The following is a 16,176-nucleotide window of genomic DNA, read 5'->3' on the forward strand; positions in this document are numbered from 1 at the left end:
AATTTAATGAGAATGCACAATGGAATCAGAATTTCACGTCCGCCGCCCGGCCCTTCTTGGTGGTTTGCTTTTTATCGTCTCGGCACCGGTGCACTTTGTCGTCACGCAAGATGTTTCGATTGCGATTGCGGCAGTCACGTTGGGCATGATTGGAGGTGCCTACATCGGTTTTGGAGCACAGGCAAGCGACAGCAAAACACTAGCGTTGGAGCTTCTGGTGGCTGTCCTTTTTGGCATGGCTGCACTGGCAGGTCTATTGTGGCATTGGATCGCGATCCCGCTCGGCTTGGCCCTGCATGCGATTTGGGATTTACTGCATCATAAACCAATTGTCGGGGCCCGCGTCCCGCGTTGGTACATTCCGTTCTGTGTGATTTACGACCTCTCAGCAGCCTTTTTTCTGGTGATGCTCTATGCCTTCTAAGAATGAGAATTTTCGCCGGATGGGTTTCTGGCTCTTCGTTGTTGCGGTTGCTGCCGCTATTGGCGCATGGGTCCTAGGGTATATGCCCCAGATTGACCGTGAGACCATTGAAGGCTGGATCGCTCTCGCTGGGCCGTGGGGCCCTGTTCTAATCATTGTTTTGATGATGGCCGCAGTTGTGGCAAGCCCGATCCCCAGCGCGCCAATTGCATTGGTCAGTGGTGCTGCATACGGCCATGTGGCCGGTGCCATCTATGTAGCCATTGGGTCAGAGCTGGGAGCTTTAGTTGCCTTCCTGATCGCACGCTACTTCGCACGCGATCAAGTTGAGCGCTGGCTTGGTGACAAAGCAACTTATGGCCTGCTTGGCTCGCAAAACTGGTTGATGCTGACGGTCTTTGGTTCCCGCCTATTGCCGTTCATTTCGTTCGACGCGATGAGCTATGCGGCTGGGCTCAGTCGGTTGCATTTGTGGCGCTTTCTGGTCGCAACACTGGCAGGCATTTTGCCTGCCAGCTTCCTTCTCGCGCACTTTGGCGCAGAGGCGATGTCGGGCGATTTCGGCACGTCCGAATGGATTGTTCTGGGCTTGGGACTTATGACTGCTGCTCCGTTCATATTGGGTGCTCTTTGGCACCGCAACAGTCGGGCAAAAACGCAGTGAAGCGCACAGTGTTTCGCCTGCTCCAGTCTGAGGACTGTCTTCGCCGATAGCATTGACCTTCCTGTGGGGGAACGATGTAGCATCGAATCATGGAAAGTGATTTAGACGCCAGCCCCGCACGACGTGATTTTCTTTATTATGCGACTGCCGGTGCAGGCACCGTTGCCGCTGGCGCGGCCATATGGCCCTTAGTCAATCAGATGAACCCATCGGCGGATGTCCTCGCTTTGTCGAGTATTAGGGTTGATGTGTCCAGTGTTGAACCCGGTACCCAACTTACGATCATGCTGTCTGGAAAGCCCGTATTCATTCGCCATCGGACCGAGGAGGAAGTCAATCAGGCGCGTGCGGAGGACCTCAGCGACTTGCCGGATACAAGCGCTAGAAACCCCAACCTGATTGGCGAGGATACTGCTTCGGATGCCAATAGGGTTGTGCCCGGACATGACGCTTTTTTGGTCATGATCGGTGTATGTACGCACCTTGGCTGCGTGCCGCTTGGCAACAGGGCCGGAGACTTTGGCGGCTGGTTCTGCCCCTGCCACGGATCTCACTACGATACTGCCGGTCGCATACGAAAAGGGCCAGCACCAGAAAACCTGCATATTCCAGTTATGTCAGTTTCAGACGATCTGGTTTTGACTTTGGGTTGACCCGTCTCTGTCTGGAAATCGCGAGTAGCGGTGTCGCCGTTACGAAATGATACAATTGGAGAAGACCACCCGCCTTGACCTTCCTGTTGCTGGAATGAGTAACTTCGTGAGTGTCAAGCACGTGAAGGACTATGATAATGGCTAATGATCACCAACACGAACAGGGACACGATCACGGGCATCTCCAAGCCCAAGTGCCCAAAAGCGCCAAGACAGATACCGATCCGGTCTGTGGCATGACTGTCGAAGTGAATGAAAGCACCCGACACGCTGATTATGACAGAGAGCGCTTCCATTTTTGTTCTGAAAACTGCGAAACCAAGTTTGCTGCAGATCCCTATTTCTATGCATCTGGAAATGCTCGTAATACACAGATGGTCGATGAGACAGGCACGCAATGGACGTGTCCCATGCACCCGGAGATCCTGAAGGATGCTCCAGGCGCCTGCCCCATTTGTGGGATGGCACTTGAGCCAATGGTGCCTTCAGATGAACCCTCCGAGGAATTGACTGACTTTACCAGACGCATGTGGATCAGTGCAGTCGCTGCCGTACCGTTGGTCATATTGACGATGGGTGAGCTTGTCGGCTTGCAGGTACGTGATTGGATTGGCCATCAAACAGCCATCTACATCGAATTTCTACTGGCCACGCCAATCATACTCTGGGCCGCACTTCCCTTTTTCAGAAGGGGTATAGACTCGATCAAGAACGTGTCGCCAAACATGTGGACGTTAATCGCGCTCGGCGTTGGTGCGGCGTATCTCTATTCGCTGGCGGCGACTTTCCTTCCCGGAATATTCCCCGATGAATATCGCACGGGCGAGAGCGTAGGCACCTACTACGAAGCAGCGGTCGTCATCGTTACATTGATCTTTGTTGGCCAAGTGCTTGAACTTCGTGCGCGGGAACGGACCGGAGACGCAATTCGAGCCTTGCTTGATCTAGCTCCCAAGACGGCGCGTCGCATCCTGCCCGATGGCACGGAATATGACGCACCATTAGAACATATCATTGAGGGGGATATGTTGCGGGTCCGTCCAGGCGATAGCATTCCCGTGGATGCCGAAGTAATTGAAGGACGCTCTTCAATCGATGAAAGCATGATCACGGGTGAACCTTTGCCCGTTGAAAAAGGTGAAGGTGATCGCGTCACGGGCGGGACATTGAATAAGAACGGCACCTTGGCAATTCGCGCGACGCAAGTTGGGGCGGACACGGTTCTTTCGCAGATTGTGGATATGGTTGCGGGGGCGAAACGGTCGCGCGCACCTATTCAGGGATTGGCCGACCGCGTCTCATCGGTTTTTGTCCCAACCGTTGTACTGATCGCTATTGTTTCGTTCTTCGTTTGGCTCACGTTCGGGCCTGATCCGGCGTTGGCCTTTGCGGTGACGGCCGCCGTTTCAGTCCTAATCATCGCCTGCCCTTGCGCATTAGGTTTGGCCACGCCGATCTCAATCACCACAGCGGCTGGCCGGGGGGCGCAAGCCGGTGTTCTCATCAAAGATGCCGAGGCGCTCGAACGGATAGCACGGGTTGATACCGTTATCGTCGACAAGACTGGCACGCTGACCCGAGGACGTCCAAAGCTAACGGATGTTGTGGTGACTGGTGATCAGTCAGAAAGCGATGTGCTCGCCCTCGCCGCGGCACTGGAGCGCGGATCAGAACACCCCTTAGCTGAAGCTATTGTTGAAGGGGCACGCGAGCGCGGCTTATCGTTAGGAAACGCAACAGAATTTGAAGCCGTCACCGGTAAAGGGGTGCAAGGTCGGGTGCGAGACCATGACGTTGCGTTGGGGAACCCAGCCATGATGCACGAAATCGGTGTAGATCATACACTTGCGGAGAATACCGCAGATGATCTTCGAGCGGCGGGGAAGACGGCAATGTTTGTCGCGGTTGATGGAAAATTCGCAGGAATCGTGGCCGTGGCCGATCCGATCAAGGAAACCGCAGCAGGCGCGATCGAAGATCTTCATCGTCTTGGGCTTCGGGTCATTATGGCCACGGGGGACAACCAGAAAACAGCTGATGCGGTCGCGAAAAAGCTGGGGATTGATGAAGTTTACGCTGGCGTTCTGCCAGAGGATAAGAAGGATCTGGTCGATAAGCTCCGAAAGAGCGGTGCACAAGTCGCGATGGCGGGCGACGGCGTCAACGATGCCCCTGCCCTTGCGGCCGCTGATGTTGGGATTGCCATGGGTACAGGTGCCGATGTCGCGGTGGAAAGCGCTGGTATCACGCTGCTTGGTGGCGATTTGGTTGGTCTTGTGCGTGCGCGGAAACTGGCGAGAGCAACAGTACGCAACATCAAGCAGAACCTGTTTTTTGCATTTGCCTACAACACCGCTGGTGTCCCGGTTGCCGCAGGTATTCTTTACCCGTTTTTTGGATTGCTGCTGTCTCCAATGATTGCGGCGGCAGCAATGAGCCTGTCATCAGTGTCTGTGATTGCGAACGCTTTGCGTTTGCGACGTGTCAAGCTTTAGGAGCCGAATGCGTGGTAAGGTTCCATGGTCCGCAGTACTAAAGATCAAATCCAGCAGTTCAGAGGTGTCTCAAGGCGCGCGCTCATTGTTGGGATGGGTCAGATCGGCGTGCTGGGCATTATCGGATGGCGCATGCGTTCACTCCAGATCGAGAACGCAGATCAGTACCGGCTTCTGGCCGAAGAAAACCGTATCAACGTTCAACTCATTCCTCCATCGCGTGGCCTGATCTTTGATCGCAACGGCATCCTGCTTGCCGAGAACGAACAGAACTATCGTTTGGTCATCACACGCGAAGAGGCTGGTGACCCGGTTGAAGCAATTGCAAGGCTGGCGAACGCGATCGAACTCGATCCCGACGACATCGCGCGCGCCCTTTCTGAGATGGAACAGAAGGCACCATTCATCCCTGTCACACTGAAGGAACGTTTGTCTTGGGACGAAGTCGCTTTCATTAACATCAATGCACCGGCACTGCCCGGCGTACGTTCAGAGGTGGGACTTTCCCGTCTATATCCTCTTGGGGCCGATCTGGCCCATGTCGTCGGCTATGTGGGCCCGGTAAGTGACTACGATCTTGGCCGAACAAATGACCCCGATCCACTTTTGCGGATACCAAGGTATCAGATTGGCAAAACAGGCGTAGAAAACAAGCTCGACCGATCCTTAAGAGGTGTTGCTGGAACACGCCAAGTCGAGGTAAATGCGAATGGGCGAGTCATACGTGAACTCGGCCAAATTGACAGCACGGCTGGTCCAGATGTGCAGCTTACGATCGACACATCCTTGCAAAGTTTCGCACAGGCGCGCCTTGCGGGCGAAAGCGCGAGCGCCGTGGTCATGGACATCGAGACCGGAGAACTGCGATGCATTGCATCTGCTCCAACCTTTGACCCAAATCAGTTTGTCCGGGGGATTTCGGTAGAGAATTGGACCGCCCTGAACGAGGATCCATACCGCCCTTTGGCAGCCAAAGCCTTTCAAGGGACCTATCCGCCAGGATCAACTTACAAGATGATCGTTGCCCTTGCAGCTCTTGAGGCGGGTGTCGTGGCACCAGAAGAGACTATCTATTGCCCCGGATTTGTGGATGTAGGTGAAACACGTTTCCATTGTTGGAAGCGTGGCGGGCATGGGAACATGAACCTACACGAAAGCCTGAAGCAGTCGTGTGACAGTTATTACTATGAGATCAGCCAACGCGTCGGGATTGACGCGATATCGCAGATGGCGGCCCGGTTTGGTATCGGCGTGCGTCCTGACTTGCCGCTGTCAGCGGTAGCCGAAGGCCTCAATCCGACGCGCACGTGGAAACGAAGCGTGCGCGATGAAACGTGGAGGGTGGGTGACACTGTCAACGCATCAATCGGTCAGGGATATGTTTTGGCCTCTCCGCTACAACTCGCGATCATGACGGCGCGCCTTGCGTCGGGGAAGGACATCACACCGCGATTGGTGAAATCGTTACTTTGGACTGAGCCGCCGCCCGAAGCAGAAAGACTTCCGATCAATGAAAATGCCCTAAGACGCTGCCGCGCCGCAATGGCGGATGTTGTTAATCACAACCGAGGTACCGCCTACGGTTCACGCGTGCTTTCGACAGGATACGATCTAGCAGGCAAGACTGGGACGAGCCAAGTGCGCCGGATCACGGCAGAGGAGCGCGCGCTTGGCATTATTCGGAACGAAGACTTGGCTTGGGAACGAAGGGATCATGCGTTGTTCGTTGGGTTCGCGCCTATCGAGAACCCCAAGTACAGCATCGCCGTGGTAATTGAACATGGCGGAAGCGGATCAGGTGCGGCTGCACCAATCGCGCGGGATATCATGCTGCAAGCGCTTTATGATGGTCGACCGCCGCTTGAAGCCTATCCCGAGAGACAGAGGCCATACATTTTAGAACAGCAAGAGCGGGTGCGCGGGCGGGTCATGATGGAAGGTGAAATAAGCGACCGTACATGACGGTTCACTCCTCTACAGATGAGTATCATTGAAGAAATGGTCGGCGCCGCGCTAGGGTTGGTTCGCTAGCCCTGCCTTCCTTTGTCCAAGAACAGGCCACAGGATCAATACAACACCAATCAAGATCATTGGAATGGAGAGGCTCTGCCCCATCGTGATGCCCCAGTTTCCCCAGAGCAGTGCATAGCCGATCGGATTGTCTGGCGTGACAAACTGCATGTCGGGTTGTCGGAAAAACTCGACGAAAACGCGAGAACTTCCATAACCTAGCAGAAACACTCCGGTAAGCCGACCGGGGGTACGCAACCAACCGCGCAGCCAAGCCAGAAATAGGAGCAATGCTCCGAGGATCAAACCTTCAAGAATTGCTTCGTAAAGTTGAGACGGGTGCCGTGCGCAAACACCAACAACCCCGGGACAGGCCTGCGCCACCTCGCCGGGGAATGCTACACCCCATGGCAGATCGGTCGGCCGCCCCCACAGCTCGTTGTTGGTGAAGTTCGCTACCCGCCCCAGGAAAAGACCGGGTGGTGTGGCGATTGCCAAAAGATCTGCTGTCGGCAGGACAGCGACACCTTGCCGATGACAGAAGATTAGCGTTGAGAGAACGACGCCGAGAAATCCCCCGTGAAATGACATGCCACCTTGCCATACCATCAGGATTTCCAGTGGGTTCTGCAGATAGTATTCTGGCTGGTAAAACAGAACAAATCCCAGCCGCCCCCCGATAATTACGCCCGCGACGATCCAGGTGAACAAATCTTCCAATTGCCGCTTCAAAAACGGTGGTCCAGCCTTTGCCCAGAAATCGGCACGGCTGATAGTCCGTGCACAAATGCGCCAACCAACAAAGAGCCCAACGATGTAAGCAAGCGCATACCAGCGCAGTGCCAGTCGAAATCCACCCAGCTCAAGCGCAAATATCTCGGTCCCAATATCAGGAAATGGAAGATAGCCGATCATCATTGGTCCTTCGTTTCTTAAAGATTGAGGCGCGGGCATGGCCGACTTGCTGGCCCGTGATGCCCCTCATTGAATGAGGGTGAAGATGCTCCAAGAGATCAGGCCCACGCCGAGTGGCCGCGTCAGGTATCTACCCACCTGAGGGAGCTTTTCCAAAGTCATCAAAAGCGTCGCACCCCCCATCCAAAGCAAGTCCATGACGCCGCCAACAAAACCAATGACCATCAAACCCCAGCAACAGGCGACGCAATAGGCGCCATGATGCAATCCCATGTAGGCTCCGCCAGAGAAACCTGTCCGCCAGTGTGCGAGAAATTGGAATGTCGGCGACCTGCAGTGATCCAAGCATCGATCCTTCAGTGCGGTAAACTGGTAGACACCGGCGGAAAGCAGGAGGGCCGCAGAGAAATACTTCGATACGGACTGTCCCATAGCCGTTAGCACGCCAACTTCGATCAGCCGATACTGCGCGAATGCGATCAACCCCGCGAAACCGACCCAAACAACAAAGAAGCCCAGGACCACGCCGACTGAACCTGATCTGCTCCCATCGGCCGATGTAATCAGGTCTTCATATGCGCGCATGGTTGGCACAAATGTTGGGCCCATCATCGCCGCCATCATGATCGCCCACATTGAGAAGAGACCCAGATACTTGCTAGGCATCATCGACATTGGCGCGATTGTCATGCTGAACATGACCCACCAAGCCCACAGCACAATTGCAAAGAACCCCAACCAAAATGTGTTTCGAAGTATTATTTGCTGCACAAGCCGTGTCCGTTTGTTAGGGGGTCAATTGCGCGGAACTGCGCCTCAGACAGATGCACGCGAACGGTAAGCCAATACTGCAGCGATAACCCAGAAGACCGCGATCATCAGGCTAAAAATCGCATTCCAACTTGCCATCGAAAGGCTAAGAAACTCCCAGACGACTTCATCGCATAGGACCATGTTCAAGGGCTCCGCAGTCGATAGCAATTGATCTGCAGTCATGCTGGACATGTCTGAACCTGACCCTGTGCAGGTACTTGGCCCTTCCCACCAGTTGCGTTCGACACCTGTGTGATAAAGCCCTAGGCCAGCGGTCGTTGCCGCTGCAAGTGCGCCAAATACATACACTCCGATGTGTCGTAGACCGAAGAGGACCAACAGACCCAAGAGAATGGCAATTGCATGCGGATACCGCTGCCAAATGCACATGGCGCAAGGCGCGTATCCAAGCGCTTGGAAGATCCAAGCGCCCGTGAGCAAGAATAGTGAGCCTGCAGATGCCAGCAGTGCAATGTGGTGCGATTTGTAAGTCATGAAAAACTGCTCAGGTGAATTTGATCAGGCGCGAAGATGGTTTAGAAATGAGCTATCGTCCATGCCTCGAACTCTTTGAACACAGAGAGTTTTGTAACGATTTGTAATCATCGATGCGCACTTTCTTGTGCCGGTGCGATCCAGCGGGACAGATAGATCCTTTGAAGCGCAAATACTGTCATGATTGAAACGATGGCGATGACCACAATGGCGGGGTCTGATCTCAGCTTCATTATTGTGAATGCCGCCAGCACAACCGCATCAAGAGCCAATGCAGTAAGGATGACTAGCCCGTTTGCCTTGATCTCGTGACGCATAAATCGCCACACGCCCCAATGTACGATCATGTCCATCACAAGATAGAAAAATGCACCTAGCGACGCAATACGGGACAAGTCAAAAAACACCGCCAAAAATGAAGCCACGACGACCGTATAGACCAGCATATGACCTTGGATCGGCCCCGACATGCCAAAATGCCGATGTGGGATCATTTTCATGTCTGTCAGCATCGTGAGCATGCGAGACACTGCAAACACGCTGGCCAAGACGCCAGAGGCGGTTGCTATTGCTGCCAAAACCACTGTGAAGTAGAATCCGGTCTGTCCCAAAACAGGTGCCGCGGCCTCGGCGAGCGAATAGTCCTTTGCAGCGATGATTTCATCAATGGTTAGGCTCGAACCGACAGCAAATGCCACGAGCAAGTATACGACAACGCATATGGCAATAGAGATCATGATCGTCCGGCCAACGTTGCGATGCGGATCCACGATCTCTCCACCGCTGTTGGTAATCGTCGTGAAACCCTTGAAGGCGAGAATGGCAAGAGCGACGGATGCGACAAAACCGATTACATCACCTTCGAATGTTGCTTCGGTTTCGGCTGCGAAGGAAAATCCACCCGCCCACAGCGCCGCAATGCCGAACAGGGCGATACCCCCTATCTTCAAAAATGCCATCACGAGAGACAGTGCACCGACCGATCTACTCCCAAATTTGTTCACAATGAAGGCAAAGACGATGACGCCTACCGCGAGCACCGGTATGAGAGGTCCGTCAGAGATTCCAAATGGCCTCAAAACATAAGTCGCAAACGTACGTGCGACCAAGCTCTCTGCGATCACCATAGATATCGCCATCAGGAGTGCCGCGGCCGCAGCAATGGCCCCGGACCCATAAGCCTTTTGCAGTATCATCGCGATACCACCTGATGAAGGCCAAGCGTTTGACATCTTGATATAGCTGTAGGCGCTGAAACTGGTCACAATTGCGCCGGCAATGAATGCCAAAGGAAAAATCGGTCCGGCGAGCTGCGCAATTTGGCCCGTAAGCGCAAAGATACCCGCGCCAATCATGACGCCTGTTCCCATCGCAACAGCACTGCTGAGGGTTATGCGATCATCACTTTGCGGCTTGTTCGAATGATCATGGTCCATCTGGCGTCACTCGCTCTGGGTCTCGGTTGCTAAGAAGCACTATCCTAGAAGCCGGGGCAACGCGGCGTAACCCAGTCGAACCGACTGTTTTGTATCGATATGTAAAGTTGATCAAATGACCTTCACAAGCCTATAGAAAACGGGCTTATTTTTCTAAAACGAGGCGCAGTGTGGACGAGAAAAAGCGCAGCACTCTGATCACGCTATCAGCGGTTGTGGCGGGTTATGCTGCGCTCAGGTACGGCCCAAACCTAATACCGCAAGAGCTTCAATTGGTGGACTTAGATCGGCCGATTGGATTTCGTAAATTCGTTGCGGGTGAGACAAGTGGCGGTTCTTTCGACCCCTTTGCAGGAATGGGCGATAGCGATTCTGTAGCCATAAATGAAGCGAAACTACGGGCAGATGCGCGGGTCGGTGAAAACGTCTGTCGGGCATTATATGGTGAACTTGACCTCACGACAGGGCAAGTTCCCGTTGCGTCTTTTTCAGACTATTATTGCCCGTTTTGCAGAATCCAAACAAAGCGCCTTGCAGATATCGTCAAGTCCAAAGGTAATGAAATATCTGTCGCATGGCATGAGCTTCCTTTACTCGGAGAAGGGTCCAGCCTTGCAGCAAAAGCAGCTTTGGCTGCCAAGCGACAAGGTGCATATGTCGCGTTTCATGAAAGGCTGATGAAAACGCCATTTGTCGCAAACCCAGAATACTTGGCCCGATTATCCCAAGATCTAGAAATCGATGAGGAACAATTGCTCGCAGACATCGATAGCACAGCGGTTTCTCAGGAATTGGAAAACAGCGCCGCATTGTCGCGTGCGTTGGCACTAGTGGGAACGCCTGCCCTCGTGATTGGGCGCACGGTTGTTCAGGGTCAAGTCAGCGATTCAATGATTATGAGGATCATAGCGTTGGAGCGTGAAGAAGGGTGGGCTGAGCAGTGCAATTATGCGTGACATGTCACCAGAAATACCGACGCAGGACCAAGCCGGAACGCTAATTACGGGGGTATTGAATTGACGCGAAACAGCGAACAACTTAGCGCCTTTCTCGATGGTGAGTTGACCGAAGCAGAGACTGAAATGCTCGAAAAAGCCTTGCTGATAGACACTCATCTGCGCGCAGAACTGCAACAGCTGTGTGAGGCGAATGCGGTAGCGCGCAGCGAATTTGCCGCCATGCTCGACGAGCCAGTTTCTGCTCGGCTTATCAGCACAATTTGGCAAACGCCTATCGCCGCTAAAGACTAGCCGCACATCATCCTGAGGCTACGCGACCAGCAACCAGGTGGCCATGCCGTCTTCTTGATGGCTCAACATATGACAATGAATCAACCATGCGCCGGGATTGTCGAGGACACAGAGTATCTCTCGGCTTTCTCCTGCTTCAACAAGCGTCGTGTCGCGCAGGACCGTCGGCGCTTGGCTTTCGTCGGTTTCCCAAAAATGATGACCATGTAGATGAATACCGTGCGGAAAAGCCGTATCATTGCGCAGTCGAATAAGGACTGTTTCACCACGCCCTGCCGATATGATCGGCTGCCGCGGCAGGCCACTTACATCGTTCAAGGCCCAACTGCCAAAGCCGCCATGTGGTTTTCCCCCTGCCCCGCCTTGCATCACAAGATCAACGCTTTGCGTGATACGGCCGGGCTGCGGCAGGCGGTTTGGTGGCAATGGTGCGAATGCCGTCTGTCTTTCGTCGCGGGAACCGGATGGGCTGATCTTGGTCAGCAACAATGGTTTGGATGCTGATTGCTCAAGAACATGAACATCTGCTTCAACATCTCCAATCACATCGACGCGTTGCCCCGGCGCTAAGACCAGTTCGCTCAGTAGCTGCGGTTCCGCCAGTGGCATGCCGTCAAGTGCGACGACCACGCCGGACAACCCTTGGAGTGCGATCTTGAACACCCGATCAACTGACGGATTGATCAACCGCAGGCGCAATCGCTCACCAACACGCGTCTGAGATGATGATGAAAAGGCCGTCATGACATCACCAAGCCGCCCCTCTGTCGTGTAGTGAGCTGGATGAAACGCACGGTCGAAATTGCCTTCTGCGTCGGTGAGAATATCTAAAAGCTGGATCGTGATGTCTTGATCGACGTCAGGTGGGTTACGCTCTTCAACAATCAAAGGTCCAAACATGCCGCGGCTGACTTGGTCGAGGGAAAGATAATGTGAGTGATACCAGAATGTCCCTGCATCCGGCACGGCGAAACGGTAGTCAAAACTGCCGCCCGGTATGACCGCGTCCTGCGTGAGGACGTTTACGCCATCCATCGTATTGGGAAGCCTGATACCGTGCCAATGGATCATGGTCCCCTCCTCAAGCGTGTTCTCAAGGCGGGCCGATAGGGTGTCGTTTTGAGGCAGCCTGATTTCTGGACCAGGGACAGAGTTGTTGAAACCCAGCATCTCGATCATGCGCCCGTTGACCGACAACCCCACTCTTGTAGGACGTAAGATAACGCTGCTTTCTGCCGCCAGTATTGGCTGGGGCAGCGCTGCCGCACTTAATCCAATAAGCAACTGCCGTCGATTGATGTTCATCATCTACCTTTTGGGTTCGATCAGCACCTAAAAAGCATAGATAGAGCCCTGCCGAAAGGCCGCATCAGTCAGACATTTTGATACATTTCTGAACTCTTCATTGAAGGACGACAGGTATATCACTGGGACTGATCACATCACCTGAGCGAGCACATCAATGCTGTCTGCCAGCCGAAATTTCTTATTCACGGTTCTGAGTATCCTCTGGGCATCCATGGTAGTGGCTGAGGTCTCGGAACCCTACACCAACCCTGCTATAACCGCGCGGTTGATTTCGGTGGAGAATGCGGTTCCTCCCAATGCGACGACGCTTTCCCTTGGATTGGACCTCAAACTTGAGGAAGGTTGGAAAGCATACTGGCGCTCACCGGGCGAGGTTGGTTTGCCACCACAAATTTCTTGGGATGGGTCGCAGAACCTTGCCAGTGCAGAAATTCTATGGCCTGCCCCCGAGAGGTTCACCGCGTTTGGCATCGAAAATTTCGGCTATCACGACCGGGTTGTCCTGCCTGTTCAGATTCATTTGCAAGAAGCCGGTGAGCCGGCGCTGTTAAACGCGAGCGTAACCTTGCTGACATGCTCCGAAATCTGTGTTCCACATGATTTCACCTTAAGCCTTTCACTGCCCGCTGGAGTCGGGATCGACCTGAATGCGGGTGATCTGATTACTGAGTACGCGCGCAAGGTTCCCTTGGACCCTGCTGCAAGCGACATCGTTGTCGAAACAGCAGTCATCACCGATGATGCGCTTTATGTGACTGCCAGTTCCGAGAACCGCTTTGTTGCGCCGGATGTTTTTCCTGAAATGGGTCCTAGCTTCACCTTTGGTAAGCCTGATATCAGAACCAATAGTTCTGGAACGGAAGTATGGGCAAAGCTGCCCCTTTACGCCCGCGATGCTGTTGTTCCACTGGTACAGGTAACGCTGACAGATGGCTCACGTTCTGTCACGGCAAACCCAGCTTGGTCGCAAGATGTACCGCAGGCACCTTTCACACTGACAGAGGGTCGGCCCGACCTGTCTCAGATCATGACAATCGCCATGTTTGCGCTGCTGGGTGGATTGATACTAAACGTCATGCCCTGCGTGCTGCCTGTTCTTTCCATCAAGCTGACGTCAGTGCTGAACCAAGCTGACAAACCTGCGCAACAAGTCCGCTACGGCTTCCTGATGTCAGCTCTTGGCGTCTTGGCCTTCATGTGGGTCCTCTCAGCTACAATTCTGGCACTGCAATCCGTTGGGGTCACCGTGGGCTGGGGTGTGCAGTTTCAAAGTCCTGTATTCCTGACGATCATGTTTTTGGTGCTCGCAGTTTTTGCGGCAAATCTGTTCGGCGTATTCGAGATCTCATTGCCATCCGGATTGCAAACGCGGCTAGCGCGATCTAGCGGGCGCGAAGGATATGGCGGGGACTTTGCCACAGGTGCTTTCGCAGCCGTATTGGCCACACCGTGCTCTGCACCCTTCCTTGGCACAGCTGTTGCCTTTGCCCTGACAGGGCAGCCAGTTGATGTGATTGTAGTGTTTACGGCGTTGGGTCTTGGGCTCGCCCTGCCTTATCTCCTTTTTGCATGGAAGCCCGGCTTGATCAGACTGATGCCAAAGCCTGGACGCTGGATGGTTGTTATCAAATGGGTTCTGGGCTTGCTTCTAGCGGCAACGGCGGCTTGGTTATTGTGGGTCCTAAGCGGCGTAGCGGGGGTGCAGGCCGCAGCATTTTTGCTTGGCTTGGCGACCCTTTTCGTGGCGATTGCAGCTATTCCAAAGATTGGTAGCTTGACCCGAGTTGTCTCACTCACCGTCATCGCGATTTTCGGTCTTGCCATGACCGGTAGCGTGACCTCGCCAGCAGAGGCGAAACAGGTTGATCAGGATTGGGTCGTCTTCGACCGTGGCGAGATCCCCCGCCTTGTGTCCCAAGGCAAGACGGTTTTCGTCGATGTTACCGCAGACTGGTGTCTGACCTGTAAGGCAAACAAGGCATTGGTCCTAGATCGCGCACCTATTTTTGACCGGCTTCAAGGTAACGATGTCATCGCTATGCAAGCTGATTGGACACGTTCCGACCCCGCCATTTCGCGATATCTGGAGTCTCATGACCGTTTTGGGATTCCGTTCAATATTGTGTATGGGCCAAATGCGCCTGATGGGATCATTCTATCAGAGGTGTTATCAACGGCCGCCGTGATGGCAGTCCTGGACGAGGCTGCTTTGCGCTGAGCACATGCTCTCTTCTAATACATGATGATGCGGTAAAGGTTGTCGGAGGTGCGACAGAAGGCGTGTTCGTTAAACCTAGCGATGCCCGATCCAGCCACGATTGTCTGTAAATGGGCGGCTTGGTGTGATTGTTGTATCCATGTACTCACTCGGCATTCCGTCAAGTGGCGGAAGCGGTACAGGAGACGCTATCAGGATAGTATTGGCGTAGCCGCGCGCACTAACGGGTCCCATGACTGCGGATACGTGCGGATAAAGCTGCGAAAGGATGGCAAAAGTGCCTCGGGCCAGCCGTCCGTCTGGCTTGTCGATTAGGTTCACATAGACTGGTCCGGCGACAATCTCGCGCAGTCGCTGATAGGTCTCCAGCGTCACCAGATGGGCGGGGACAGATCCGGATGAAAACGCATCCATAACAACCGCATCAAACTGGCGTTCTGTTTCATTGATAAACCTTCGCCCATCCGCATGAACGATCTCGAGCCGTCTGTTATTTCGGATTACAGAGCCGGCCCAAGGGAGGTTTTCCTTCGCCACTGCAGTTATAAGCGGGTCTATCTCGACCGCTACGGCTCGTGCTAGTGGGCGCATACTCAACAACTGACTTGGCAACGTATACCCGCCGCCACCCACAAAGAGTACGTTTGCATCTGTAGGCAGATCAAGCGACATGCGCGCCCATAGCATTTGCGTATAACGCAGAACCAATGCGCCCTCTTGCGATCGAGCACCGTTAGAATTTATCCGCTCAGCCGCTTGCGTAATGCGGTCTGAAAATAGGCGAACTTCACCGTTGCGCTGACCGACGTCGATGCAGGATAAGCCCGATTCATATCGACAGACCGGCCCATTCGTAAGTCCTAATGCTATGATCAATCCAGCAGGTGCGATCACTCCGAGTATAGACTGCGGACCGCCACGCACGAAAAGGACGCATAACAGAGCTATAGCACCGCATCCTGCAAAGGTCAGTGCCGAACCCAAGAGCGGTAATGCCACAAATCCTGCCAAAATCGCCCCTACGATGGCGCCCAATGAACCAGCCGCTAGTACGATGCCCAACGATGATCCCTCTCGTCCTGGCCGCGCCTCAACAGCCAGCTTCGCCAAATAGGGAGAGGGAAAGCTGACAAGCACTGACGCGGGAAAGAACGCTACGATAACCGACAGGATCATCCCACCCGTATTACGCGCTCCTAGCCCATACAGTATCGAAAGGATTGTCGGTGACAACGCCATCAGCAATGCAGTAGCTATCAGAGCTCTCCTGACGATCTGCGCCGCGACATCTCGCTCGCGTTCTGCAATCAACCCGCCGAGTGCGCTACCCAACGAAAACCCTGCTAAGACCGTCGCGATTACAGTGGTCCAAGTGACCAGCGACGTCCCAAAAAACGGGGCCAATACGCGGCCAGCCGCAATTTCATAAGTAAGTCCAACCGCGGACAGCACCAGAATAAGGCCGACCGTCTCCCAAAACCGCATGACAGCCCCC

Annotated in this window: 14 protein-coding genes; 8 read left to right on the forward strand and 6 right to left on the reverse strand. The window is 54.1% G+C overall.

Translation table 11 applies throughout. From position 1 onward, the window contains the following. Nucleotides 1-19: 19 nt before the first annotated feature. From C7964_RS17065 to mrdA, 5 genes are all read left to right on the forward strand, one after another. Entirely contained in the window at nucleotides 20-424 is a 405-nt protein-coding gene (locus tag C7964_RS17065; RefSeq protein ID WP_110280832.1) for a DUF6010 family protein, read from the forward strand. Next, a complete protein-coding gene (locus C7964_RS17070; RefSeq protein WP_083484425.1) occupies nucleotides 414-1,088 on the forward strand; it encodes a TVP38/TMEM64 family protein in 675 nt (224 codons plus the stop codon). The genes C7964_RS17065 and C7964_RS17070 overlap by 11 nt, the downstream gene beginning before the upstream one ends. Nucleotides 1,089-1,177: 89 nt before the next feature. Then, nucleotides 1,178-1,741 carry a ubiquinol-cytochrome c reductase iron-sulfur subunit gene (gene petA / locus C7964_RS17075; protein ID WP_083484426.1) on the forward strand — a complete coding sequence of 188 codons (564 nt, stop codon included), beginning with the start codon at nucleotides 1,178-1,180 and terminating at the stop codon, nucleotides 1,739-1,741. A gap of 137 nt (nucleotides 1,742-1,878) precedes the next feature. Further along, nucleotides 1,879-4,236 carry a heavy metal translocating P-type ATPase gene (locus C7964_RS17080; RefSeq protein ID WP_110280833.1) on the forward strand — a complete coding sequence of 786 codons (2,358 nt, stop codon included), beginning with the start codon at nucleotides 1,879-1,881 and terminating at the stop codon, nucleotides 4,234-4,236. Between the two features lie 24 nt (nucleotides 4,237-4,260). Then, nucleotides 4,261-6,198: a penicillin-binding protein 2 gene (gene mrdA, locus C7964_RS17085; protein WP_110280834.1), complete on the forward strand. Its 1,938-nt coding sequence runs from the start codon at nucleotides 4,261-4,263 to the stop codon at nucleotides 6,196-6,198. Between the two features lie 51 nt (nucleotides 6,199-6,249). Here the strand turns inward: mrdA and lgt are convergent, their stop codons facing one another. The 4 genes from lgt to C7964_RS17105 form a co-directional block, all read right to left on the reverse strand. Continuing rightward, the gene (gene lgt / locus C7964_RS17090) at nucleotides 6,250-7,164 is read right to left on the reverse strand and encodes a prolipoprotein diacylglyceryl transferase (protein WP_110280835.1); all 915 of its coding nucleotides are present in this window, start codon (nucleotides 7,162-7,164) and stop codon (nucleotides 6,250-6,252) included. Between the two features lie 63 nt (nucleotides 7,165-7,227). Continuing rightward, nucleotides 7,228-7,932 carry a DUF2182 domain-containing protein gene (locus C7964_RS17095; protein ID WP_286164026.1) on the reverse strand — a complete coding sequence of 235 codons (705 nt, stop codon included), beginning with the start codon at nucleotides 7,930-7,932 and terminating at the stop codon, nucleotides 7,228-7,230. A gap of 45 nt (nucleotides 7,933-7,977) precedes the next feature. Next, nucleotides 7,978-8,469, reverse strand: coding sequence for a disulfide bond formation protein B (locus C7964_RS17100; RefSeq protein WP_110280836.1), 492 nt, complete (start codon nucleotides 8,467-8,469; stop codon nucleotides 7,978-7,980). Nucleotides 8,470-8,576: 107 nt separating this feature from the next. Further along, complete coding sequence (locus C7964_RS17105; protein WP_110280837.1) at nucleotides 8,577-9,905, reverse strand: APC family permease; 1,329 nt, start codon at nucleotides 9,903-9,905, stop codon at nucleotides 8,577-8,579. Nucleotides 9,906-10,075: 170 nt separating this feature from the next. On the opposite strand from C7964_RS17105, the gene C7964_RS17110 reads away from it, so the two are divergent. After that, nucleotides 10,076-10,861, forward strand: a complete 786-nt coding sequence (locus tag C7964_RS17110; protein WP_110280838.1) for a DsbA family protein — start codon at nucleotides 10,076-10,078, stop codon at nucleotides 10,859-10,861. 60 nt (nucleotides 10,862-10,921) lie between these two features. Next, complete coding sequence (locus C7964_RS17115; protein ID WP_056037180.1) at nucleotides 10,922-11,155, forward strand: anti-sigma factor family protein; 234 nt, start codon at nucleotides 10,922-10,924, stop codon at nucleotides 11,153-11,155. A gap of 18 nt (nucleotides 11,156-11,173) precedes the next feature. Here the strand turns inward: C7964_RS17115 and C7964_RS17120 are convergent, their stop codons facing one another. Continuing rightward, nucleotides 11,174-12,460 (reverse strand): multicopper oxidase family protein, encoded by a 1,287-nt coding sequence (locus C7964_RS17120; RefSeq protein ID WP_110280840.1) that lies wholly within the window; start codon nucleotides 12,458-12,460, stop codon nucleotides 11,174-11,176. 214 nt (nucleotides 12,461-12,674) lie between these two features. Between C7964_RS17120 and C7964_RS17125 the strand changes: the two genes are divergently transcribed. Beyond that, the gene (locus C7964_RS17125) at nucleotides 12,675-14,681 is read left to right on the forward strand and encodes a protein-disulfide reductase DsbD family protein (protein ID WP_083484428.1); all 2,007 of its coding nucleotides are present in this window, start codon (nucleotides 12,675-12,677) and stop codon (nucleotides 14,679-14,681) included. A gap of 75 nt (nucleotides 14,682-14,756) precedes the next feature. Here C7964_RS17125 and C7964_RS17130 read toward each other — a convergent pair whose 3' ends face one another. After that, nucleotides 14,757-16,166, reverse strand: a complete 1,410-nt coding sequence (locus C7964_RS17130) for a fused MFS/spermidine synthase (protein ID WP_110280841.1) — start codon at nucleotides 16,164-16,166, stop codon at nucleotides 14,757-14,759. Nucleotides 16,167-16,176: the final 10 nt, after the last annotated feature.

Source organism: Loktanella sp. PT4BL (assembly GCF_003201935.1).
Classification (GTDB): Bacteria; Pseudomonadota; Alphaproteobacteria; order Rhodobacterales; family Rhodobacteraceae; genus Yoonia.

Bases quoted from the DNA above. Each gene is read 5' to 3' on its own strand.
- C7964_RS17065 (WP_110280832.1), top strand. From the start codon at position 20: ATGGAATCAGAATTTCACGTCCGCCGCCCGGCCCTTCTTGGTGGTTTG.
- C7964_RS17070 (WP_083484425.1), top strand. From the start codon at position 414: ATGCCTTCTAAGAATGAGAATTTTCGCCGGATGGGTTTCTGGCTCTTC.
- petA (WP_083484426.1), top strand. From the start codon at position 1,178: ATGGAAAGTGATTTAGACGCCAGCCCCGCACGACGTGATTTTCTTTAT.
- C7964_RS17080 (WP_110280833.1), top strand. From the start codon at position 1,879: ATGGCTAATGATCACCAACACGAACAGGGACACGATCACGGGCATCTC.
- mrdA (WP_110280834.1), top strand. From the start codon at position 4,261: ATGGTCCGCAGTACTAAAGATCAAATCCAGCAGTTCAGAGGTGTCTCA.
- lgt (WP_110280835.1), bottom strand. From the start codon at position 7,164: ATGATGATCGGCTATCTTCCATTTCCTGATATTGGGACCGAGATATTT.
- C7964_RS17100 (WP_110280836.1), bottom strand. From the start codon at position 8,469: ATGACTTACAAATCGCACCACATTGCACTGCTGGCATCTGCAGGCTCA.
- C7964_RS17105 (WP_110280837.1), bottom strand. From the start codon at position 9,905: ATGGACCATGATCATTCGAACAAGCCGCAAAGTGATGATCGCATAACC.
- C7964_RS17120 (WP_110280840.1), bottom strand. From the start codon at position 12,460: ATGAACATCAATCGACGGCAGTTGCTTATTGGATTAAGTGCGGCAGCG.
- C7964_RS17125 (WP_083484428.1), top strand. From the start codon at position 12,675: ATGGTAGTGGCTGAGGTCTCGGAACCCTACACCAACCCTGCTATAACC.
- C7964_RS17130 (WP_110280841.1), bottom strand. From the start codon at position 16,166: ATGCGGTTTTGGGAGACGGTCGGCCTTATTCTGGTGCTGTCCGCGGTT.